Origin of the sequence: Halobacillus sp. BAB-2008 (genome assembly GCF_000328325.1) — a bacterium.
Lineage (GTDB): Bacteria > Bacillota > Bacilli > Bacillales > Halobacillaceae > Halobacillus.
The window spans coordinates 18088-39168 of sequence record NZ_ANPF01000061.1; the positions used below are offsets into that span (position 1 = coordinate 18088).

26 protein-coding genes, 1 pseudogene and 1 other annotated feature are annotated in these 21081 nt (G+C 47.5%); of the genes and pseudogenes, 26 read left to right on the forward strand and 1 reads right to left on the reverse strand.

Annotation, left to right across the window (positions count from 1 at the left end):
* Positions 1–20 precede the first annotated feature (20 nt).
* From minC to yajC, 24 genes and pseudogenes are all read left to right on the forward strand, one after another.
* Entirely contained in the window at positions 21–707 is a 687-nt protein-coding gene (minC, locus tag D479_RS13350; RefSeq protein ID WP_008637933.1) for a septum site-determining protein MinC, read from the forward strand.
* Complete coding sequence (minD, locus tag D479_RS13355; RefSeq protein ID WP_008637934.1) at positions 700–1497, forward strand: septum site-determining protein MinD; 798 nt, start codon at positions 700–702, stop codon at positions 1495–1497. Before minC ends, minD begins: the two co-directional genes overlap by 8 nt.
* A 111-nt stretch (positions 1498–1608) precedes the next feature.
* On the forward strand, positions 1609–2379 hold the full coding sequence (locus D479_RS13360; protein WP_008637935.1) for a M23 family metallopeptidase: 771 nt from the start codon (positions 1609–1611) through the stop codon (positions 2377–2379).
* Entirely contained in the window at positions 2366–3223 is an 858-nt protein-coding gene (locus D479_RS13365; RefSeq protein ID WP_008637936.1) for a M50 family metallopeptidase, read from the forward strand. Before D479_RS13360 ends, D479_RS13365 begins: the two co-directional genes overlap by 14 nt.
* Before the next feature lie 17 nt (positions 3224–3240).
* Positions 3241–4671, forward strand: a complete 1431-nt coding sequence (locus D479_RS13370) for a ribonuclease E/G (protein WP_162129295.1) — start codon at positions 3241–3243, stop codon at positions 4669–4671.
* A 36-nt stretch (positions 4672–4707) separates the two neighbouring features.
* Positions 4708–4779: a sequence feature (ribosomal protein L21 leader region), on the forward strand.
* A 13-nt stretch (positions 4780–4792) separates the two neighbouring features.
* Positions 4793–5101, forward strand: a complete 309-nt coding sequence (gene rplU / locus D479_RS13375) for a 50S ribosomal protein L21 (protein ID WP_008637938.1) — start codon at positions 4793–4795, stop codon at positions 5099–5101.
* A gap of 11 nt (positions 5102–5112) precedes the next feature.
* Positions 5113–5442, forward strand: coding sequence for a ribosomal-processing cysteine protease Prp (locus tag D479_RS13380; RefSeq protein ID WP_008637939.1), 330 nt, complete (start codon positions 5113–5115; stop codon positions 5440–5442).
* A 14-nt stretch (positions 5443–5456) separates the two neighbouring features.
* Positions 5457–5747 (forward strand): annotated as a pseudogene (gene rpmA / locus D479_RS13385) (50S ribosomal protein L27).
* A gap of 154 nt (positions 5748–5901) precedes the next feature.
* On the forward strand, positions 5902–6417 hold the full coding sequence (locus D479_RS13390; protein ID WP_008637945.1) for a Spo0B domain-containing protein: 516 nt from the start codon (positions 5902–5904) through the stop codon (positions 6415–6417).
* A 13-nt stretch (positions 6418–6430) separates the two neighbouring features.
* On the forward strand, positions 6431–7714 hold the full coding sequence (gene obgE, locus D479_RS13395; RefSeq protein ID WP_008637947.1) for a GTPase ObgE: 1284 nt from the start codon (positions 6431–6433) through the stop codon (positions 7712–7714).
* Between the two features lie 14 nt (positions 7715–7728).
* The gene (locus tag D479_RS13400) at positions 7729–8178 is read left to right on the forward strand and encodes an ACT domain-containing protein (protein WP_008637949.1); all 450 of its coding nucleotides are present in this window, start codon (positions 7729–7731) and stop codon (positions 8176–8178) included.
* 15 nt (positions 8179–8193) lie between these two features.
* Complete coding sequence (pheA, locus tag D479_RS13405) at positions 8194–9069, forward strand: prephenate dehydratase (RefSeq protein ID WP_008637956.1); 876 nt, start codon at positions 8194–8196, stop codon at positions 9067–9069.
* Between the two features lie 173 nt (positions 9070–9242).
* Complete coding sequence (gene safA / locus D479_RS21225; RefSeq protein WP_008637958.1) at positions 9243–10130, forward strand: SafA/ExsA family spore coat assembly protein; 888 nt, start codon at positions 9243–9245, stop codon at positions 10128–10130.
* Entirely contained in the window at positions 10131–11090 is a 960-nt protein-coding gene (locus D479_RS13415; protein WP_008637960.1) for an aminoglycoside phosphotransferase family protein, read from the forward strand. It begins immediately after the preceding gene.
* Positions 11091–11125: 35 nt separating this feature from the next.
* Complete coding sequence (nadE, locus tag D479_RS13420) at positions 11126–11863, forward strand: NAD(+) synthase (protein ID WP_008637962.1); 738 nt, start codon at positions 11126–11128, stop codon at positions 11861–11863.
* Between the two features lie 70 nt (positions 11864–11933).
* Complete coding sequence (locus D479_RS13425; protein ID WP_008637964.1) at positions 11934–12488, forward strand: YhcN/YlaJ family sporulation lipoprotein; 555 nt, start codon at positions 11934–11936, stop codon at positions 12486–12488.
* A 78-nt stretch (positions 12489–12566) separates the two neighbouring features.
* Positions 12567–13319: a YebC/PmpR family DNA-binding transcriptional regulator gene (locus D479_RS13430; RefSeq protein ID WP_008637965.1), complete on the forward strand. Its 753-nt coding sequence runs from the start codon at positions 12567–12569 to the stop codon at positions 13317–13319.
* A 78-nt stretch (positions 13320–13397) separates the two neighbouring features.
* On the forward strand, positions 13398–13967 hold the full coding sequence (locus D479_RS13435) for a BofC C-terminal domain-containing protein (RefSeq protein WP_008637966.1): 570 nt from the start codon (positions 13398–13400) through the stop codon (positions 13965–13967).
* Positions 13968–14166: 199 nt separating this feature from the next.
* Positions 14167–14784, forward strand: coding sequence for a Holliday junction branch migration protein RuvA (gene ruvA / locus D479_RS13440; protein ID WP_008637967.1), 618 nt, complete (start codon positions 14167–14169; stop codon positions 14782–14784).
* 13 nt (positions 14785–14797) lie between these two features.
* Positions 14798–15799: a Holliday junction branch migration DNA helicase RuvB gene (ruvB, locus tag D479_RS13445; RefSeq protein ID WP_008637968.1), complete on the forward strand. Its 1002-nt coding sequence runs from the start codon at positions 14798–14800 to the stop codon at positions 15797–15799.
* Complete coding sequence (locus D479_RS13450; RefSeq protein WP_008637970.1) at positions 15796–15993, forward strand: DUF2905 domain-containing protein; 198 nt, start codon at positions 15796–15798, stop codon at positions 15991–15993. Before ruvB ends, D479_RS13450 begins: the two co-directional genes overlap by 4 nt.
* Positions 15994–16024: 31 nt before the next feature.
* Entirely contained in the window at positions 16025–17050 is a 1026-nt protein-coding gene (gene queA, locus D479_RS13455) for a tRNA preQ1(34) S-adenosylmethionine ribosyltransferase-isomerase QueA (RefSeq protein ID WP_008637972.1), read from the forward strand.
* A 34-nt stretch (positions 17051–17084) separates the two neighbouring features.
* On the forward strand, positions 17085–18221 hold the full coding sequence (gene tgt / locus D479_RS13460) for a tRNA guanosine(34) transglycosylase Tgt (RefSeq protein WP_008637974.1): 1137 nt from the start codon (positions 17085–17087) through the stop codon (positions 18219–18221).
* Positions 18222–18236: 15 nt separating this feature from the next.
* Positions 18237–18494 carry a preprotein translocase subunit YajC gene (gene yajC / locus D479_RS13465; RefSeq protein ID WP_008637976.1) on the forward strand — a complete coding sequence of 86 codons (258 nt, stop codon included), beginning with the start codon at positions 18237–18239 and terminating at the stop codon, positions 18492–18494.
* Between the two features lie 53 nt (positions 18495–18547).
* On the opposite strand, the gene D479_RS13470 is transcribed toward yajC, so the two are convergent.
* Entirely contained in the window at positions 18548–18928 is a 381-nt protein-coding gene (locus D479_RS13470) for a TIGR04086 family membrane protein (protein ID WP_008637977.1), read from the reverse strand.
* A gap of 127 nt (positions 18929–19055) precedes the next feature.
* On the opposite strand from D479_RS13470, the gene D479_RS13475 reads away from it, so the two are divergent.
* Together D479_RS13475 and D479_RS13480 are read left to right on the forward strand one after the other, a co-directional pair.
* Positions 19056–20345, forward strand: a complete 1290-nt coding sequence (locus D479_RS13475; RefSeq protein WP_008637978.1) for an ArsB/NhaD family transporter — start codon at positions 19056–19058, stop codon at positions 20343–20345.
* A gap of 58 nt (positions 20346–20403) precedes the next feature.
* A complete protein-coding gene (locus tag D479_RS13480) occupies positions 20404–21060 on the forward strand; it encodes a DUF421 domain-containing protein (protein ID WP_008637979.1) in 657 nt (218 codons plus the stop codon).
* The last annotated feature ends 21 nt before the right edge of the window (positions 21061–21081 follow it).

Consider the following 21081-nt stretch of genomic DNA (forward strand, 5'->3'; position numbering starts at 1 on the left):
TAAGGTTTGAGGTGAAAGCCATGACGGCGAATGGTCAGATAATCATGATAAAAGGGACGAGAGATGGATTAACACTGCGCTTAGATGATCAGTGTACGTTTGATACCATTCTCTCTGAATTAAAAGAAAAGCTCTCTATGAACGGAATTACCGAAGACCAGCCAATGATTCGTGTCACCATCCAGTTAGGGAAGCGGTATTTGGATGAGGAGCAGAAAAAACTTTTGGCTGAAGTGGTCAGAGAGAAACAGAACCTTGTAGTCGAACGGATTGAATCGGACATCTTGACCAAGCAGGAAGCATTAGAATGGAAAGAAAATACCGACATGACACCAATGGCAAGAACGGTAAGATCCGGACAAGTCATTGAAGTCCGGGGAGACTTGCTGTTGGTGGGGGATGTTAACCCTGGTGGACAAATCAATGCGACAGGTAACATTTTCGTCCTGGGGCGGCTGCGAGGAATCGCCCACGCAGGGTTTGAAGGAAATACGGGCGCGGTGATCGCTGCTGCCTATATGCAGCCCAACCAGCTCCGGATAGCGGATCAGGTCAGCCGTTCACCGGATTATGAGTCGGAAGGGGTCTATATGGAATGCGGCTTCATTGACGAAGCGCTCGGTAAGATTCGGATCGACCGCCTTCAGGAAGTTTTGAAGCGGCGGCCGGATCTCGTTAGTTTTGAAAGGAGAATGATTGATGGGTGAAGCGATAGTCATAACCTCTGGCAAGGGAGGAGTCGGAAAGACAACGACGACAGCTAATCTTGGTACTGCACTCGCCTTGCAGAATAAGAAGGTCTGTCTGGTGGATACGGATATTGGTCTAAGAAACTTGGATGTTGTCATGGGACTTGAGAACCGTATCATCTACGACATTGTCGATGTTGTTAATGAGCGTTGCAAAACAAAACAGGCGTTGATAACGGACAAACGGTTCGATTGTCTGCATCTGCTGCCTGCAGCGCAGACCTCCGACAAATCGGAGGTCACTCCTGAGGGGATCAAAGCGATCGTCGATGAATTAAAGCAGGATTATGACTATGTTGTCATCGACTGCCCGGCAGGAATCGAACAGGGATACAAGAACGCTGTGGCCGGTGCGGATAAAGCGATCGTCGTAACGACTCCGGAAAAAGCGAGTGTCCGTGACGCCGACCGAATCATCGGGTTGTTGGAACAGGAAGACATGGAATCACCCCGATTGATCATTAACCGGATTCGTAACCACATGATGAAAAATGGAGAAATGCTGGACGTCGATGAAATCGTCAATGTCCTGTCCATTGATCTTGTCGGTATCGTGATCGATGATGATGCGGTCATCAAAGCCTCCAACAGCGGAGAGCCTGTTGCAATGAAGCCGAATTCCAAAGCTTCTCTCGCTTATCGCAATATCGCCCGGCGCATCCTTGGGGAAACGGTTCCCCTGATGAATCTGGAAGAAACGCAGGGCGTATTCGCCAAAGTGAAGCGGTTCTTTGGAATACGCGCTTAACTGCAAAAGCTGCCACACACCATGTGTGGCAGCTTTTTTTTGGAAAAATAAATATTACCACTCCTTGTCCCATAGAATGGTAAAAAGGGTCCTTGGAGAGGGGTTTGTTTTGTGAAAAGAGACATTCGTGATATACGAAGGGACATAGCGGGAAGAAAGAAAAAGAAACTGTACAGCAGCGGGTCTGTGCCACCGAAAAAGTGGGTGGCCCCGCCTGGAGATGAAGAGGTGCATGGATATCCACCACTTGTAACAAGCAGTACGTATGGAAGGGAAGAACCCTCTGGGTCGAAGGGGACAAGCCGGCTCGGTCTGCAAATGCTGTTCGCCGTTCTGTTATTCGGTGTTGTCGCTCTTGGTAAGAACACGGAATTACCAGTGTTAAGCGGCCCCGGAGAATGGGCTGTCAGTCAGATGCAGGAAGAGTTCCCATTTGCAAGCGTCAGTGCGTGGTATAGTGAGCGTTTCGGTGATCCGCTGCAGGTTATTCAGCCTGTGGAGGATGGTGGGAAAGAACCACTGGCTATGCCTGTAAGCGGGACGGTAACCACGTCTTTTCAAAATGATGGAAAGGGGATTATTATGAGGACAGAGAATGATTCCCAGGTGAAAGCGGTTCGTGCGGGTACGGTCATTTTTGCAGGGAAAGACGAGGATACAGGAAATACAGTGACCTTGCAGCATGAGGATGGTACGAAAACAACATACGGCTATTTATCAAGCATTGACGTTCATCTCTATGAAAATGTTAAGGCGCAGAAAGGTTTGGGGTCAGTCGAGGCAGATGCGGGAGAATCAGCAGCTGAATTCTTTTTTGCGGTGGAGAAAGACGATCAGTTCCTCGATCCGGCTGAGGTGATCCAAGTGAATGAAGGGTCTTAATTTGAAAGACACGATCCACGTGCACCCCCTGTTTTTTCTCCTGGCTGGATCGGCACTTTTGACCGGTGCGATTTATGAATTTGTCGTTCTTTTCACCATTGTGTTTATTCATGAACTCGGACACTTCACCGCCGCCCGCCGCTGTGGCTGGAGGGTGACGAAAATGGAGATTTGGCTTTTCGGCGGAGCTGTAGTAAGTGAAGAACATAATACGAGGCCTTTTCGCGAGCAGATGCTCGTGATACTGTCTGGTCCTATACAGCATGTATGGATCGCGGGACTCTTATTTGGTCTGGGAAATTTGGTCGGCCCTCATCCGCTTCTGGAAAAAGCTCTCCTGTATAACGGAGTGATCCTGCTTTTTAATCTTCTTCCTGTCTGGCCGCTGGACGGGGGGAAAATCTGCTTCTATGCAGCAACCCAGGTTTGGTCGTTCCGGCAAAGCCTTGCCTTTACGATTCTACTCTCCTGTACGGTTTTGATTCTGGCCTTTCTTTGGCTGTTTATGGAAGGGCGCTGGACTCTCTCTGCCATTCTGCTTGCCTCTTTTCTCATTGTTGAGAACGGCTTGGAGTGGAAACGCCGCTCCTACACCCAGATGCGGTATTTGTTGTACTGCGCATCTCAAAACAGAACGTACTTGAAGACAACATACAGGAAGGCGGATTCTGATACGCTTGTACGGGATGTGTTGAAGAATGTCCGGGCTAACCGTCGCTACAAATACGTCTTGAAACAGCCATCCCAATTATATATAGTAGATGAACAAGAGTGTTTCCGGGTCTTTTTTGACGAAAAGAAAACCGACCTGCGATTGGGGGACGTTCGCAAAATTGCATTATGAAAAGGGATGGAACAATCATGAGAAAGCTCGTGCTACATACAGAAACGACGGAAAAGTCCGCCGTTGTCATAGAAAACGGCGTTATTCAGGAATATGTCCTGGACCGGCCCGGAGCGGAAGCGCTCGCGGGTTCTTTATATGCAGCTAAAGTTAGAAAGGTTGATCAAGGGTTACAGGCCGCCTTTCTTGATATCGGCGAAGAAAAGAGTGGATTTCTAAGAAGGGAATCCATTCCGAGGTCTGGAGAGAACATTCAATCGGTTCTTAGGGAAGGGGAATCCCTGATTGTCCAAGTGATAAAAGAGCCCCTTGGCGAGAAAGGGCCGCAGGTAACAGCGGATGTAACCATCCCGGGCCTGAACCTCATTTATCAGCCTTTCGGTGGAAAAGTGGTGTTCTCACGCAAACTGAAAGAGGAAGATCGGGCAAGGCTGGAAGGCCCTGTCCTTCATCAAATAGAAGATGGAGAAGGGGTGATTGTCCGTACTGGAGCGGCCGAGGCGGCAGTGAATGACGTTTGTGAGGAGCTTTGTCACCTGCGCAGGAAATGGGAGTCCGTTTTAAATGGGAAGACGGACAAATCGGGAAAACTGTTTCAGGAAAGTCTGATTCCGGATCAACTGCTGCGAAAATTCCCCGTCACTTCTATCAAGGAGATCGTCTTCGACAGCGGAACGCCTGCCAAAGAGGCAAGGGAACGGTATCCATCTTTATCTCCTCTCATCCGCTGGAGCAGAAATTTATCCGAAGAGCTGCCTGTTTCGTTGGATCTTCTGCAGCAGCAAATGCTATCAGATAAGGTGGAAATCGGAAACGGGACCCGTCTTAATATTAATCAGACGGAAGCAATGGTGATTATTGATGTAAACAGCTCTACATTCAAAGGTCGCGCTTTCTCCAATTCCCAGGCGCTTCAGGTCAATCTTGAAGCGGTCCCGGAAATTCAACGGCAGATCCGTCTCCGTAATCTGTCCGGGATCATCATCGTCGACTTCCTTTCTATGAAAGATCAGAAATCCAACGCACGACTGATCGCGGAAATGAAAAAGGCGCTTCGGTACGACCCGGTCCATACAACGGTGCTCGGGTTGACGAAGCTCGGACTCTTGGAAATGACAAGGAAGAGAGAAGGTGCGAGACTGCCGGACCTTCTTGCTGAACAGCAATCACCATCGTTCACGATGGAGACTGCCGTCTATCGTCTGGAGCGGGAGCTAATCGATTCCAAGGGAGACGGCACGGAGGCGAAGCTCCTTGTAGTGAATCCTCTTTTCCATAATGAAAAAAAACGATTGCTTTCCGGGGCGATTTCTAGTAAAATTCCACAGGAGCTGTTTGTTAGGGAGGATTCCCAAATTCTTCACTATCAAATAGAGCTTGAAGGGTCTTTAAACATGATCCGGGATGCTGTTCAGCGCCGCGGATATCATGTTGACAACTTGTTTTGATCTGTGGTAACATTGTTTTGTTATTCAAGTAGCACTTCGATGCTACAACCGCGCAGAACAGGTTTTAAACCGATTTCCGGTACCTGAATGGCGAGTCTGAGTAAATCGAGGAGGTGCAAGTATGTACGCAATTATTGAAACTGGTGGCAAGCAAGTGAAAGTGGAGAAAGGCCAGGAGATCTTCGTTGAGAAAATGGACGTAGAAGCTGGTGAATCTGTTACTTTTGACAAAGTTCTTTTCGTAGGCGGAGATGACACGAAAGTGGGAGCTCCTTACGTTGACGGTGCTTCTGTAACGGCTAAAGTTGAAAAACAAGGTCGTCAAAAGAAAATCACTGTATTCAAATACAAGCCGAAGAAGAACTACAAGCGCAAACAAGGTCATCGTCAGCCATACACGAAACTTATCGTTGAAGACATCAACGCGTAAGGATCGTCCTGATGATACATGTATCGATGTTTCGCTCGCACGGCTCGATTACCGGATTTGAAGTATCCGGTCATGCAGAGAGTGGTCCTTATGGCCATGATCTCGTATGTGCAGCTGTTTCTGCTGTTACCTTTGGTGCAGTGAATGCAGTCATCAGTCTGTGTGAATTCGAACCTGCTGTCGAACAAGGCGGAGAAGGTGGATACTTAAAGATCACCCTTCCCGGGAATATGGATGAATCCGTTCATTCTAAAGCCCAAACGCTTTTGGAAGGCATGTTGGTTTCATTGGAAACCATTGAAAATGAGTACGCTCAATATATTAAAATATCCCATCGATAAGGAGGTGAAGACTCATGCTACGTCTTGATTTGCAGTTTTTCGCCCAGAAGAAGGGTGTAGGTAGTACAAAGAACGGCCGTGATTCCGAGTCTAAACGTCTTGGAGCTAAACGTGCAGACGGACAAACTGTAACAGGTGGTTCTATCCTTTACCGTCAACGCGGTACGAAGATCTAACCTGGTGCAAACGTCGGCCGCGGTGGTGACGACACGTTGTTCGCGAAAGTGGACGGTGTTGTTAAATTCGAACGTTACGGACGTGACCGTAAGAAAGTCAGCGTCTATCCTGTACAACAGGAAGCGTAACTGAATACGATCCTGCAGCACAAAAGCCGCGCTTTGCTTTTCGCATAAGCGCGGCTTTTTCTATATTGTTTGCCATGCGCTTCGAGGGCTGTTTAGGTTTCCTTGGATTTTTGCTATACTTTTTATTATTATGGGTGAACGAGGAGCTGACAGGATGGGAGAACAGGATATCATTACCGTGTTGAGGCATAAGCGTCATGACTGGATGAATCAAATTCAATTGATCCATGGGTATGCGTCTCTCGGAAAGCAGGACAAACTTATGGAACAGATTGAAGAAGTGAAGGAAGAGGCGGAAGAGGAGCGGAAGTTGTTAAATAGTCATGCAGGAGCATTCTCCATCTGGCTGTTGACGTTCAATTGGACGCACGATTCCTATCGAGTGAAATTCTCCTTTGTGGACGATGTTGATTTATCCCGTCATGATCAGAGGTTGACCGCTTATGGGATACGGATGATACAGCTCATGGACGAGCATACAGTACCGGGTGAGTTGTATGAAGGGGTGCTTACGATTTATGTGGGCGGCCAGAATGCTTTAGGATTGAGTTGGGAATGGGAAGGACCTTTCATTAACGGGGACGATTTAAAGCAGAAGCTGAATCATGAAGGGTTCATCGTAACATTATTTGATAACAAAGAACTTTCTATCGAAATGACGATAGAATGAAGAGGTGAATAGAATGTTTGTCGATCAGGTCAAAGTATTCGTTAAAGGTGGCGACGGAGGGAACGGTCTCGTCGCATACAGACGTGAAAAGTACGTTCCAATGGGCGGTCCTGCCGGCGGTGACGGCGGAAACGGTGGAGATGTCGTATTTGAAGTGGATGAAGGACTCAATACATTAATGGACTTCCGGTATCAGCACCATTTCAAGGCGACCCGCGGACAAAACGGTATGAACCAGAAACAGCACGGCAAGAATGCGGAGCCGCTCGTCGTGAGTGTGCCTCCTGGAACAACGGTTAAAGTAGCAGAAACAGGCAAGGTGATCGCCGATTTAACGGAACATAAGCAGCGCTCAGTCATCGCTAAAGGAGGCCGGGGAGGGCGTGGGAATGCCCGATTCGCTACGGCACGCAACCCTGCACCGGAAATCGCTGAAAATGGAGAGCAGGGCCAGGAATTAGATGTCATCGTTGAGCTGAAGCTTCTTGCTGACGTCGGTCTTGTCGGGTTCCCAAGTGTCGGGAAATCCACCTTCCTTTCCGTAGTGACGGCAGCAAAACCGAAAATTGCCGATTATCACTTTACGACGCTGTCTCCAAACTTAGGTGTCGTGGAGAGTCAGGATCATCGTAGTTTCGTTCTTGCCGATCTTCCTGGTCTGATTGAAGGGGCGCACGAGGGAGTAGGTCTTGGCCATCAGTTCCTTCGTCATGTCGAACGGACTCGTCTGCTTCTGCATGTCATTGACATGTCCGGCGTGGAAGGACGGGACCCATATGACGATTATGTGACGATTAACAATGAATTGTCGTCGTACGATAAACGATTGGAAAACCGCCCGCAAATCATCGTGGCAAACAAGATGGATATGCCGGAATCTGCGGAGAACCTAGAGGCTTTTAAAGAGCAGCTGGGTGATACGGAAGCAGACATTTATTCCATATCTACGGTAACGAGAGAAGGGTTAGAGGAGCTTCTTTATGCAGTCGCCGACAAATTAGATCAGATTCCTAAGCAGGAAGAAGAGATTGAAGAAGTCGACGAGCGTGTGATCTATAAGTACGAGAAAGAAGAAGCAGCGTTCAAAGTCCGTCGTGATGATGACGGAGCATACGTATTGTATGGCGATAAAATTGAATCCCTGTTCCGCAGGACCGACTTCTCGCGTGATCAGTCGATCAACCGATTCGCGCGCCAAATGCGGAGCATGGGGGTAGATGAAGAATTGCGTAAACGTGGTGCGGAGAACGGAGATACTGTCCGTCTGCTTGACTACGAATTTGAATTCGTCGATTAAGGGAGGCAGATCCGATGGCGGATTATAATGAGAAGTTTTATTTAGTCCGTAGTGACATCCTCCCGGAAGCGATGAAGAAAACGATTGATGCGAAAGCCCTGCTGGAGCGGGGGAAAGTGGAATCGATTTTCGATGCCGTCCAGAAGGTGGGACTTTCCAGAAGCGCTTTTTACAAATATAGAGATGCCGTGTTCCCTTTTCAGGCAATGGTCAAAGAACAGATGATCACGTTGTTCTTCCATTTAGAAGACAGGAAAGGGACACTTTCTGATCTGCTGATGATCGTAGCGAGGTCAGGTTGTAACGTTTTGACGATCCATCAGACGATTCCGTTACAGGGGAAAGCAAACGTCACGTTGTCCCTGAATACGTCAGGAATGACAGGATCAATTGAGAAATTACTGCAGCAACTGCATAAGCTGGACTTTGTGGATCGTGTAGAGATTCTCAGTTCGGGAGCATAATTTGGAGGGGAAATCATGTCGGAACAACGGATCGGATACTTAGGACCTAAAGGAACATTTACGAAAATGGCCGTGGACGCTATGTTTGATGGAGGGACGTATGTAAGTTTTGAAACCATTCCCTCCTGTCTGGATGCCGTTGAAAAGGGAGAGATAGCGACAGCAGTCGTACCGTTGGAAAATGCTATTGAGGGATCGGTGCATTTGACGATCGATTACCTGGTCCACCAAGTGGATCAATCGATTATTGCAGAGCTTACGGTGCCGATCAAACAACACCTGCTTGTCCATCCCGATCATCACGGGCAGGAAATTGAAAAAGTGTATTCACACAGTCATGCCATTGCCCAGTGTCACCAATATCTGCACAGTCATTATCCGGATGCGCAATTGGAATCGACAACTTCCACGGGCAGAGCGGCTGAAATGGTTTCTGAAATCGGTCCCGGGGTTGCAGCGATTGCCAATCATCTGGCTGCTGAACAGAATGGTCTGCGGATGCTGGCTTCGGATATCCATGATTATGATAATAACCATACCCGTTTTGCCGTCGTCCAGAAGACGCCGCATACGCTGAAAGTGAAGGACCATCCGGTGTCAAGCCATAAGACGACAGTGATGGTAACACTGCCGAAAGATTACGTAGGGGCGCTCCATCAGGTGCTTGCTGCCTTTGCTTGGAGGAAGATGAACTTATCCAAGATCGAATCCCGTCCGATGAAGACCGGGCTCGGCAACTATTTCTTCCTGATAGATGTGGATCAGCCTTACGATCAGGTGCTGTTTCCAGGTGTGCAGGCAGAGTTGGAAGCGTTAGGCTGTCAGCTTCGCGTTCTTGGGACCTATCCGACCTATCAGTTGGACATTCCTACTCCGGTACAAAAAGCATAAAAAAAACACAAACCCCCGGAATCCTATAAACATAGGGTTCCGGGGGTTTGTTTATATTTTTTTCGAATTTATTGTAGGCTTTTTCATCAATCTTTCGGGTTGTCTTGCATAGAGTGTTATTGAGCTATTATTGTCTTATCGTTTTTTAGATTGACAGGAAGGGAGTTGCAGATGTGAGAATTCACATTGTACAAAAAGGAGATACACTCTGGAACATTGCCAAGAAATATGGGGTTAACTTTGAAGAGTTGAAATCCGTAAATACCCAGCTATCCAATCCTGATATGATCATGCCGGGTATGAAGATCAAAGTCCCTCAAGGTACGAAGCAGGTGAAAAAGGAAGCACCCAAGCAGCAAATGGCTCCAGCGCCTGCACCGAAGAAGGAAATGCCGATGCCTTCTCCTCCGCCGGCAATGAAGGAAGATGAGAAAAAACCGGTCAAGGGTGTCATGGAAAAACCGATGATGCCGATGCAGCCAATTAACATGAATATGCCGATCACCATGCCGAGCATCGATCAGCAGATGCAAAATTACTATACGACCTTCCACCTGCCGCAGATGCCCGCGCCGCAGCCGAAAGAGGAAGAGTCTCCGGAAGAAGTGAAGGCTCCGGAAGTGAAAGGGGAACAGTTCGTACCGGCACCTATGCCACAGCAGCCGTATTGCCCTCCACAGGGTCCCCAACTCGTTCATACCGACTTCTATTGCTGTCCTCCGCATCCGGTCATGATGCCGATGCACATGCCGATGCAGCAGCCAATGCCCATGCAGCAGCCGATGCCGATGCACATGCCCATGCAGCAGCCGATGTGGGAAGAAGAGTCCAATAACATGATGAGTCCCGGCACACAGTCCGGTGGCTGTGGCTGTGGGGGCGGCCAGACACTGCCGCAAGGACAGATGGGCTATGGCGCACCGATGCCGTACCATCACGGGGGCTGGCAGCAGGGTTATCCTGGTTGGGGTCAACAAGGACCATATATGCCGCAGGGACAGCAGGCTGGGGGCAGCCGATGTGGCCGGGTTATCAGCAACCTTGGCGGGAAGATGATTTAGATGAGAGCTGACAAGAGGAAGGGCGATTCATATACGGATCGCCTTTTTCATTGGCTCCAGGCAGAGGAAGGTCTGCCGATCACTTTCGAGCGGCATATTAAACCAAAAGTGTACCAGGTCAACTACAAGGATCAATCGTTCATCTTGAAAGGGTATCGCAGGCCCCGTGTCATTGACCAGCAGCTGGAATTTTTTAAGCATTGGAATTACGCTTACAGAATAGCAGCGCGTCCGGTGCCGTTTCCCGATAGAAAAGAAACGAAAGGAAGGCTTGGATGTGAGTGGGCGCTTTTTGAACATGTGAACGGACACCACGCAGATTTCAACAAGCACCATGACCGTAAGCAGGCAGTACGCATCCTTCACCATTTCCACCGAACTACGAAAGGGATCGGGGTGCTTTCGGTTCCCAAAGACCCGCTTTACGTCAAATGGGAGCGGCGTCTGGAACAATTTGAAGAGACGAGAGACACCTTCCTTGATTTAGGAAAGAAACATATGTATGAAGAAATTCGTTCTTCCATGCTGCAGCGCCTGGAGGATTTTTCTGAACATCCATGGGGGGAAATCGAAGAACGGGCGTGGAATCATCATGAATGGCTGCATGGAGATGTCGCCCACCATAATTTCATGGTGACAAAGGATAAGCAGATCAAATTGATCGATTTCGATCTTCTTCATACCGGACCCCATTTATACGACCACATTCAATTAGCCCAACGCTTTCTCCCCTGTTTAGAAAAAGACCGTACAGCATTGATTTCTTACTTCCCGCATGTGAAGGAGAAGGAAATCTGGTGGAAAGGGGTCCTCGTTCCTGCTGACCTGCTGCGCGAATGGCTTTACGGGTACAGAAGCGGTGTGAGGGAAGGATCGACGATGCAGCGGCCGATGCGGAAGCTGGAAAAAGCCTGGGAAAGTAGAAAGATGTTTGTCCGATATGCAGAACATATGCTATGATTGTATATCATATGTGTGAAAGGATGAACAATCCGGTGGAACAAAAAGTAAATCAAATCGTAGCATGGTTGCAGGAACAAGTAGAAAAAGCAAATGTAGAAGGTTTGCTTGTCGGGGTAAGTGGAGGAATCGACTCTGCAGTTGTTGCCAACCTAATCAAGAAAGCCTTTCCTGAACGCTCTTTAGGCGTAATTATGCCTTGTAAGAGCCAATCGGACGATCAAACGCATGCCCAGAGCGTAATTGATGCATGCGACCTGTCTTCCATCGTCGTAGACTTGACCGAAACGCATAAGGTCATGTTCTCCACCATTAAAGAACAGCTGGAGAGCGCGGGGCAGTGGAATGAAGAGCAATCCCAGCTCGCAGATGCCAACCTTCGTGCCCGTTTGAGAATGAGTACGCTTTACACAGTTGCTACAAATCACAAATACCTTGTCGTAGGAACAGACAATGCTGCCGAATGGTACACAGGTTACTTCACTAAGTTCGGGGACGGCGGGGTAGACCTCGTTCCACTTGTGAACTTGACAAAAGGAGAAGTCCGGGAAATGGCAGAATACCTTGGAGTTCCGAAAGAAGTCATCCATAAACAGCCGAGTGCCGGCCTTTGGGAAGGACAGACAGACGAAAATGAAATGGGAACCAGCTATGAGATGATCGATCGTCACTTGAAGGGGGAAGAAATCCCTGAGAAAGACCGTCAAATCATTGAAGCTTTACACAAACGTTCCGCTCATAAGCGTCAGCTGCCGCCTGCACCGCCTCAATAAGCTTGGCGAATATTGTCAGATTAAAACATTCTTCTTGGACCCATAGTAAGGGAAAAAGGAGAATGTTTTTATGTGGAAATTATTCATCGTCTTCATCCTCATACCGGGGGTGCTCGCAGCCTGCCAGACAGGAAAGGAAGAAACGGTTCCCGAACCGAAAGAGTCCATTTATGAACCGATGGAATATCAAGCAGACGAAGGAACCGAGCGAAGAGGAAAGATCCCTACAGGGAAAGACAGCTACTTCAAGCGGACGGCAGACGAAGAGTTCCGGCAGTCCAAATATCAAGAAACAAATCGTTCCCACGATAACGACTTCAATAACGAAGATGCGATGCGTGTCGTCGAAAAGGTCAATGAGCTGGATGAAGTGACCATGGCCCAGGCGTTTTCAACCGATGACCGTATGTACGTCGCTGTCATGATTAACCCTTATGACCGGAGAAATCAATCGATACCGGACAAAATTGAAGAGAAAGTAGCAGAGGTTTCAGATAAGAAAGTCACGATATATACGAACAATAATAACTGGGATCACATGAAAGATTTAAATTCCAGATTAAAAGCGTCTGACATGCCGGATAAGTGGAAAAACCGCTTCCAAAGTTTCTTTAATCAGAACTAATTCGGCAGACTTTCAAGCATTTTGGGGATTATGATATATTTATAAAGGAAAAGATTTGCATGGGAGAGGAGAATGTCCATGGCTGGTCATTCAAAATGGAGTAACATTAAGCATCGCAAAGGGGCGCAGGACGCAAAACGCGGCAAACTGTTCATGAAACTGGCCCGGGAAATATTTATGGCTGCCAAGCAGGGAGGCGGAGATCCGGAGACGAACCCGCCTCTACGCTTAGCTATGGATAAAGCACGTGCCAACAACATGCCCAAAGATAACGTTGATCGTGCCATCAAGAAAGCTACAGGGGACCTGGACGGCGTCCATTATGAAGAATATACGTATGAAGGCTACGGTCCTGGTGGTGTTGCGGTTATGGTGAAAGTATTGACAGATAATAAGAATCGCACGGCGGCGGATGTACGACATGCGTTCAACAAAAATGATGGGAACCTCGGTGAAAATGGATGTGTTTCCTTTATGTTTCAACGTTCTGGTTATTTAGTGATTGATCGTTCTTTGACAGATGCAGATGAAGAAGACATGATGTTGGAAGCGATCGAAGCCGGAGCGGAAGAAATGGAAACATATGAAGACCGGTTTGAAATATATACTGCGCCGGAGTCGTTCTCAACTGTCAAAGATGCCCTAAAGGACAGCGGATACCAATTTCTTACCAATGAAGTGACGATGATACCGGAAACATACACAGACCTTGATGAATCAGGAGTAGAGAAAATGCTCAAACTGATTGATATGCTCGAGGATAATGATGATGTCCAGGAAGTTTATCATAACCTGGATGCAGATGAATCTGTTCTTGAGAAATTGTCCTGACCCTTTTCTATCATAATAACTTTCATTCCCGGACACACTAGGAATGGAAGTTATTTTAGTTTATGGGGGGAACCGAGTATGAAACGCTTGTGGTGGGCTATCGGCATCAGTCTCCTTCTTGTTGGCTGGCAGGGGATGGAAAACAGTAGCGACCGACCTTTGAAGGTAGAAGACCATCCTTTCCAACGAAACATTGACGGGAAGGTGTCAGAAAGCAGCACAGAAGAGACGCGTGTGCAGGCGGAACCTCTGACACTTATAGTCGTGTTGAAGAAGCATTATAGGGATGGAGTCACAGAAACGACTCAGGAAGAAGAAACAATCTGGTCCATGCCGGATTTTTGGGCGGAATACGCTGGTTGGACAGTAGAAGAGCAGGAAGTCGGGAAAATCGTGTTTCAACGACAAGTGGAAGATATCTCTCCATTGACGAAGAGCCAAGGATATTTCGGTTTAAATAAGGATGGGGAGCTTGCGGTCTTTCAAGGGCTTCCGGATCATGGGGAAGTGATAGAATCATTCAAGCCCGTACCTGTGAAGCCGCTGGAATCCAAGTATAAAAATAAATTGAAGACGGGGATAAAAATAAAAGATTTCCGCCATTTTGAACAAGTGGTGCAGAGGGTGACGGAGGAAGAGCATGCCTGATCCATGCATAAGAAATTATAGAAAAAACGAATGCCGACCCTTTGTTAATTAAGGAAGCATTCGTTTTTTTGTGAAAAGTTGTCTCCTCTTTTTTTTCGGAGAAAAGGATCCGTGTTGCAAGGTTTGAAGGATGGGCGAACATGTGCTTCTATGTTACAATAACAGTATTAGTTATTAAAGGTTGGAGAGGATTAGTTACATGATCAGTTATGTCAGAGGAATCGTTACGACGCTTGATGAAGGGTCGATGACTATAGAAACGAACGGGATAGGGTATGAGATTTTATGTGCCAACCCCTTTCATTTTCAAGATGAAATGAATCAGGAAGTGAAAGTACATACGTATCATTACATCAGGGAAGATAACCAGTCGCTGTTCGGTTTCCGCAAGAAAGAGGATAAACAGTTGTTTGCCCAGCTGCTGAACGTGTCAGGAATTGGACCGAAGGGCGCACTCGCCATTCTGGGGACGGTAAGTGTTCCGGAATTCGTATCCGCGATTGAGCAGGAAGATGAGAAGTACTTGACTAAGTTTCCCGGTGTTGGGAAGAAGACAGCCCGCCAAATGATTCTTGATCTTAAAGGCAAACTTATCGTCTGGCTTCCGGATGAAGAGAACGAAAATACGCTGTTCTACAAAGAAGATTTGACCTCCGTAGAACGCAGAGAACGTCTGGATGATGCTATTGAGGCACTCAAGGCGCTCGGTTATACAGAGAAAGAAGTGAAGTTTGTTCGTAAAGAACTGGAGAAGACGAAGCAGGGGAGTGTGGACGATTATGTCCGCCAGGGTCTGCAGCTATTGATGAAAGCTTGAAGGAGGATGACTGGTGGAAGATCGTATGATATCTGGAGAACAGCAGGAGGTAGATCAGGATATAGAGCTGAGTCTCCGTCCTGAAACGCTTAGGCAGTATATCGGCCAGGACCAGGTGAAGGGTAATTTGAAAATATTCATTGAGGCAGCGCGAATGAGAAACGAACCGCTGGACCATGCTCTTTTGTACGGGCCGCCGGGATTGGGGAAAACGACGCTCGCTTCTATCATAGCCAATGAAATGGGTGTTCAATTCCGTACAACTGCTGGTCCTGCCATTGAAAGGGCTGGAGATTTGGCAGCTATCTTATCTTCGCTGGAACCCGGGGATGTTTTATTTATTGATGAGATTCACCGACTCCCGAGATCGGTGGAAGAAGTACTGTATCCTGCCATGGAGGACTTTTGCCTCGATATCGTCGTTGGTACAGGTCCGAGCGCCCGTTCTGTCCGTCTTGACCTCCCGCCTTTCACGCTTGTAGGAGCAACGACTCGGGCCGGGCTGCTTTCCGCACCGCTGAGAGATCGTTTCGGGGTCCACAGCCGCTTGGAATATTATGATACCCAGGCGTTATGCTCCATTGTGGAAAGGACGGCTGAAATTTTCCACGTGGACATCGATAAAGAAGCGGCATCTGAAGTGGCACGGCGTTCTCGTGGAACACCGCGTATCGCCAACCGGCTCTTGAAGCGGGTGCGTGATATTGCGCAAGTGAAGGGAGAATCCGTCATTTCCAAGCAAACGACGAAAGAAGCTCTTCGAATGCTGCAAGTGGATGCGGAAGGACTGGATTTCATCGATCATAAGCTTTTGGAAGGAATTATGGACGGTTTTCAAGGAGGTCCGGTCGGGCTGGATACAATCGCTGCTACGATCGGGGAAGAACCACAGACGATCGAAGACGTGTACGAACCTTATCTCCTTCAAATCGGTTATATCCAACGTACGCCGAGGGGCCGGGTTGTGACACCGAAAGCTTATGCTCACTTCAACAGGGAGGTGCCCGGCTCTTGACTGGGTTCGGTAAAATCTTTATTGTTATAGGGATTGTGTTTATCGTCATCGGTCTACTGTGGAGTATCTTTGGCAAGCTTCCAGGAGACATCAGCTTCAGGAAAGGAAACATGACCTTCTATTTTCCTATTGTGACCTCGATTGTCGTGAGTATCGTCCTTTCCTTCCTTTTCTATTTGATAAACAAATGGTGAATTAAAAACATAGCAAGAATAGGGGATTAGCATGGATATTAAGCAATATGATTTTGAACTGCCGGAAGAACTGATTGCCCAAGTGCCTTTGGAGGATCGTTCTTCGTCCCGTTTGATGGTTTGCAACCGCGAGGACCAATCTATTGAACATACGCGCTTTTCCAAAATTACCGACCATCTTAACGAAGGAGACTGCCTTGTATTGAACAATACACGTGTGCTTCCTGCGCGGTTGTATGGGGCCAGGGAGGACACAGGCGGCAAGGTGGAAGTTCTTCTTCTTCATCAGACAGAGGCGGATGAATGGGAAGTGCTTGTGAAGCCTGCCAAGAAAATCAAGCTGGGGACACGAATCGTCTTCGGCGACGGTCAGCTCGCCGCGGAATGTACGGAGATACAGGAGCATGGCGGTCGTAAAGTCAAGTTTCATTATGAAGGGATCTTCCTTGAGGTTTTGGAATCGTTGGGGGAAATGCCTCTGCCTCCTTATATCAAGGAACAGTTATCCGACCGTGAACGTTACCAAACCGTCTATGCGAAAGAAGAAGGATCTGCGGCCGCACCGACGGCAGGCCTCCATTTCACAGAGGAGCTGTTGACAGAGCTTCAGGAAAAAGGAGTCGAGATTGCTTATCTGACTCTTCATGTAGGACTAGGCACATTCCGCCCGGTCAGTGTTGATAATATAGAAGAACACGATATGCATGCAGAATTTTATCGTTTAAATGAAGAAACAGCTGCGCATCTTCGTAATGTAAGAGCGAAGGGAGGCCGTATCATTTCTGTCGGTACGACCTCGACACGAACACTTGAAACGATAGTTAGAGACCACGGGGACTTCAAAGCAGCAAGTGGATGGACGGATATCTTCATTTACCCGCCACAGAAGTTGCAGGCGATCGACGGGTTAATAACGAATTTTCACCTGCCTAAATCGACATTGATTATGCTCGTCAGTGCATTTGCCGGTACGGAGTTCGTTATGGAAGCCTATCATAAAGCCGTCGAAGAGCGCTATCGTTTCTTCAGCTTCGGAGACGCGATGTTCCTTACATGATTTTGTATCTTAAGAGTAAGAAAGGGAAGAAAACATGGCAATCACTTATGAATTAATAAAAACTTGTAAACAGACTGGGGCGCGGCTTGGGAAAGTACACACGCCTCACGGTTCTTTTGAAACTCCGATGTTTATGCCGGTAGGGACGCTTGCTACCGTTAAAACGATGAGTCCGGAAGAACTGGAAAGAATGGGCGCACAAATCATCCTTTCCAATACGTATCACCTGTGGCTCCGCCCGGGGGAGGATATCGTCGAAGAAGCAGGCGGCCTCCACAAATTTATGAACTGGGACGGCTCTATCCTGACAGATTCCGGCGGGTTCCAGGTATTCAGCCTGAGTGACTTAAGAAGAATTGAAGAAGAGGGCGTCCATTTCCGCAATCATATCAGCGGAGAAAAACTTTTCCTTTCTCCAGAGAAAGCCATGCGTATTCAGAACTCACTGGGAGCGGATATTATGATGGCCTTCGACGAATGCCCTCCTTATCCCGCAGAACATGAGTATATGAAAAAGTCCGTCGAACGGACAAGCCGCTGGGCGGAACGCTGTCTGGAGGCACATAAGCGACCTAACGACCAAGGGCTGTTCGGAATCATCCAAGGTGGAGAGTACGAAGACCTGCGCCGGCAGAGTGCGATGGATCTAACGTCTATGGACTTCCCGGGGTACGCTGTAGGAGGTTTGTCTGTTGGGGAACCGAAGGACGTCATGAACCGCGTACTTGAATTTACGACTCCTCTGCTTCCTTCCGAGAAGCCCCGCTATTTAATGGGAGTCGGCTCCCCCGACTCGCTCATTGACGGTTCCATCCGTGGAATCGACATGTTCGACTGTGTCCTTCCAACAAGGATTGCGAGGAACGGTACATTGATGACATCGGAAGGCCGATTGGTCGTGAGAAATGCTAAATATGCGCGCGATTTCCGACCAATTGATGAGAATTGCGATTGCCATACGTGCCGGAATTACAGCCGTGCATACATCCGTCACCTGGTTAAAGCGAATGAAACATTCGGATTCAGACTTACGACTTATCATAACCTTTATTTTCTGTTAAACTTAATGGGGCAAGTGCGTGAAGCCATTCGAGAAGATCGACTCGGTGACTTTAGAGAAGAATTCTTTGAAATGTATGGTTTCAACAAACCAAACGCAAAGAACTTTTAGAAAGGGGGGAAATAAATGGAGACATTAGTAGGATTATTGCCGATTATTCTAATGTTTGTCATTTTCTATTTCCTATTGATCCGACCGCAGCAAAAGAAACAGAAACAAGTGCAGCAGATGCAGTCGGACTTACAAAAGGGTGATAGAATCATAACAATTGGAGGACTACACGGTACGATTCATGCTATAGATGAAGGTACGCTGGTTGTCACTGTTCAAGATGGTACACAGCTTAAGTTTGATCGTTCTTCTGTTCGTGAAAAACTCAGCTGATGAGACAAAAAATCCCGTTACACACCGTGTAGCGGGATTTTTTATGCATTCTTTCACCTGGCCGCTTTTCTCGGCAGGTTTACTCCGATCATGCCTCCCAGCCATGCAGCCAGGACAAGGCCGCCGAAATAACTAAGCTGTGGCAGGGAGATTAACGTGTTTTCAAAGATGATTTGAAACAGTATCATGGCACTAACAAATATTACTCCCGTCATCCCGCCTGACAGCCATCCTTTTTGTTCGCCTTTATAAGCGGCAAGCATTCCACCCACGGCGAGGATCGTTAAACCAGTCACCAGAGCAATCTGGTTCAACGTGCCGTATTCCATGGATGTAAAGCGAAGGAGCAGAGCCAGTACACCAGCCGCTGTAATCATCAAAAGGAAGATAGAACCGACACCATACCCAAGTACTCCCTGTAGTAATTTCTTCATCCCATCCCTCCTCTCTATAACGCCTGTCTTTTCTATCTATATGCATGTTTTATACAGGGATAGAAGTAGATATTTCCCCTTCCATATGAATAGGTATAAGTAAAAGTCCACGTAAAGGGGAAGGTCTATGACAACTGTACTTGCATTGCTTATATTCGTGGCTAGTTATGTATTGATCATGACGGAGAAATTGAACCGTGCTCTTGTGGCCATTGCCGGAGGGGTTTTGCTGCTGATGGCAAATGTGTATGAGTGGGAACAGGCTTTCGGATTCATTGATTGGGAGACAGTTGCTCTGTTGTTTTCGATGATGGTCCTTGTTTCCATCACGAAAAAAACTGGAATTTTTACGTACATGGCTATTCGGCTTGCACAGGTGGTCCGTGGCCGTCCTGTCCCGCTGTTATTCATGACGGCTCTGTTCACAGCTGTCGGGTCCGCTTTTCTGGATAATGTTACGACGGTACTTTTATTTGTTCCGGTATTATTGTCATTAGTGGACCGTTTAAAGCTGCCGGCTTTTCCATATTTAATTACGACCATCTTCAGCTCCAATATCGGGGGGACGGCAACCTTGATCGGAGATCCGCCGAATATCATGATCGGACAAGCGGTCGATCATTTCAGCTTCGTATCGTTTCTGTATCATCTGGGTCCAGTAGTATTGATCATATTCACCGTGGTCATCACCGGCATACTTCTCCTCTTCCGGAAAGGGCTTGTTTATAATAAAGCGCTGGCAGAAGAATTGATGCAGATGGATGCAAAGGAACACTTGACGATTTCCCGGTTGCTTATCCAATCCATCTCCGTGATGGTTCTTACCATAGCAGGTTTTATGCTTCATCCATTCATTCATATGGATATAACAACCATTGCTGTTTCCGGTGCCCTGCTTCTCCTCTTCCTTTCTGAAAAAGAAGTCGAGGTGGAACATGTCTTTCAAGAGGTGGAATGGGTGACTTTATTTTTCTTCATTGGACTTTTTATGCTTGTCGGAGGTCTTGAGACGGTAGGAATTATCGATGAACTGGCAAGAGGGATGGTATGGATATCCGGTGGAGACATGCCGATCACGGCGACCGTCATGTTGTGGAGTGCCGGACTGCTCTCCGGCGTTGTCGATAATATTCCTTTTGTCGCTGCCATGATCCCTGTCGTTCAGGAGCTGCAGGGATACGGGATGATGGATGTTGACCCTGTTTGGTGGTCCCTGGCGCTTGGAGCCTGCCTCGGAGGTAATGGGACCTTGGTGGGTGCTTCTGCTAATGTAGTGGTGGCAGGGCTTGCTGCCAGTCATAATCAACCGATTCCTTTTCTGAAGTTTTCTTTTTACGGGGTGCCGGTATTGTTCTTGTCGCTTATCATCTCATCCATTTATATATGGGTGCGATATTTGCTTCCATTTCTCTCATAAATTCGGGGAAATAGGTGATGTTAAGTAGAGGAGAACCTACAAGAAAGGGCGTGGATCGATGGATTTCGTCGTCGTTTCCGTTATAGGTCGAACACTGCTCACCTATTTCCTTATTCTGCTTGTCTTCCGTTTCATGGGTAAACGGGAGATTGGAGAGTTGAGTATCATGGACCTCGTCGTCTATATCATGCTTGCGGAAATCGCTGTCTTTTTAATCGAAAAGCCGGATTCCGGATTATGGCACGCCCTCGTTCCAATGGGAGTGCTGCTGTTAATTCAACTGGCAAGTGCCTGGCTTTCTTTGAAAAACCAACGCTTCCGAAACTGGTTCGATGGGAAACCCTCCATCATCATTAAGCATGGGCACGTGGATGAACATGAAATGAGGCGGCAGCGTTATAATTTCAATGATTTACTACTGCAGTTAAGAGAACATGGTATTCAGCAGGTGCAGGATGTTTCCTATGCTATTTTGGAACCGTCCGGAAAACTTTCCGTCTTTGAAAAGAAGAAAGATGGTACTTCCGATTACGCTGTTGTTCTCATTGCTGACGGCTTGATACAGTATAGTGGACTGAGGACGGTCCGCAAGAATAAGAGCTGGCTTTTGAACGAGGTTAAGAAGAACGGTTTTTCATCCGTCGAGGAAGTATCCTTATGTACGATCAACGATCAGGGGGAGCTTTTATTTGACAGCAACGATGCCTTTCAATAGGAATTTGTTTATAAAAAATAA

Coding starts and splice junctions, on each gene's coding strand:
- D479_RS13435 (WP_008637966.1), top strand. CDS start 13,398: ATGAAACGCTTGTGGTGGGCTATCGGCATCAGTCTCCTTCTTGTTGGC.
- tgt (WP_008637974.1), top strand. CDS start 17,085: ATGGCAATCACTTATGAATTAATAAAAACTTGTAAACAGACTGGGGCG.
- D479_RS13370 (WP_162129295.1), top strand. CDS start 3,241: ATGAGAAAGCTCGTGCTACATACAGAAACGACGGAAAAGTCCGCCGTT.
- ruvA (WP_008637967.1), top strand. CDS start 14,167: ATGATCAGTTATGTCAGAGGAATCGTTACGACGCTTGATGAAGGGTCG.
- D479_RS13425 (WP_008637964.1), top strand. CDS start 11,934: ATGTGGAAATTATTCATCGTCTTCATCCTCATACCGGGGGTGCTCGCA.
- yajC (WP_008637976.1), top strand. CDS start 18,237: ATGGAGACATTAGTAGGATTATTGCCGATTATTCTAATGTTTGTCATT.
- D479_RS13430 (WP_008637965.1), top strand. CDS start 12,567: ATGGCTGGTCATTCAAAATGGAGTAACATTAAGCATCGCAAAGGGGCG.
- D479_RS13390 (WP_008637945.1), top strand. CDS start 5,902: ATGGGAGAACAGGATATCATTACCGTGTTGAGGCATAAGCGTCATGAC.
- D479_RS13415 (WP_008637960.1), top strand. CDS start 10,131: ATGAGAGCTGACAAGAGGAAGGGCGATTCATATACGGATCGCCTTTTT.
- D479_RS13475 (WP_008637978.1), top strand. CDS start 19,056: ATGACAACTGTACTTGCATTGCTTATATTCGTGGCTAGTTATGTATTG.
- rplU (WP_008637938.1), top strand. CDS start 4,793: ATGTACGCAATTATTGAAACTGGTGGCAAGCAAGTGAAAGTGGAGAAA.
- minC (WP_008637933.1), top strand. CDS start 21: ATGACGGCGAATGGTCAGATAATCATGATAAAAGGGACGAGAGATGGA.
- D479_RS13470 (WP_008637977.1), bottom strand. CDS start 18,928: ATGAAGAAATTACTACAGGGAGTACTTGGGTATGGTGTCGGTTCTATC.
- pheA (WP_008637956.1), top strand. CDS start 8,194: ATGTCGGAACAACGGATCGGATACTTAGGACCTAAAGGAACATTTACG.
- queA (WP_008637972.1), top strand. CDS start 16,025: ATGGATATTAAGCAATATGATTTTGAACTGCCGGAAGAACTGATTGCC.
- D479_RS13365 (WP_008637936.1), top strand. CDS start 2,366: ATGAAGGGTCTTAATTTGAAAGACACGATCCACGTGCACCCCCTGTTT.
- D479_RS13480 (WP_008637979.1), top strand. CDS start 20,404: ATGGATTTCGTCGTCGTTTCCGTTATAGGTCGAACACTGCTCACCTAT.
- D479_RS13400 (WP_008637949.1), top strand. CDS start 7,729: ATGGCGGATTATAATGAGAAGTTTTATTTAGTCCGTAGTGACATCCTC.
- obgE (WP_008637947.1), top strand. CDS start 6,431: ATGTTTGTCGATCAGGTCAAAGTATTCGTTAAAGGTGGCGACGGAGGG.
- minD (WP_008637934.1), top strand. CDS start 700: ATGGGTGAAGCGATAGTCATAACCTCTGGCAAGGGAGGAGTCGGAAAG.
- D479_RS13380 (WP_008637939.1), top strand. CDS start 5,113: ATGATACATGTATCGATGTTTCGCTCGCACGGCTCGATTACCGGATTT.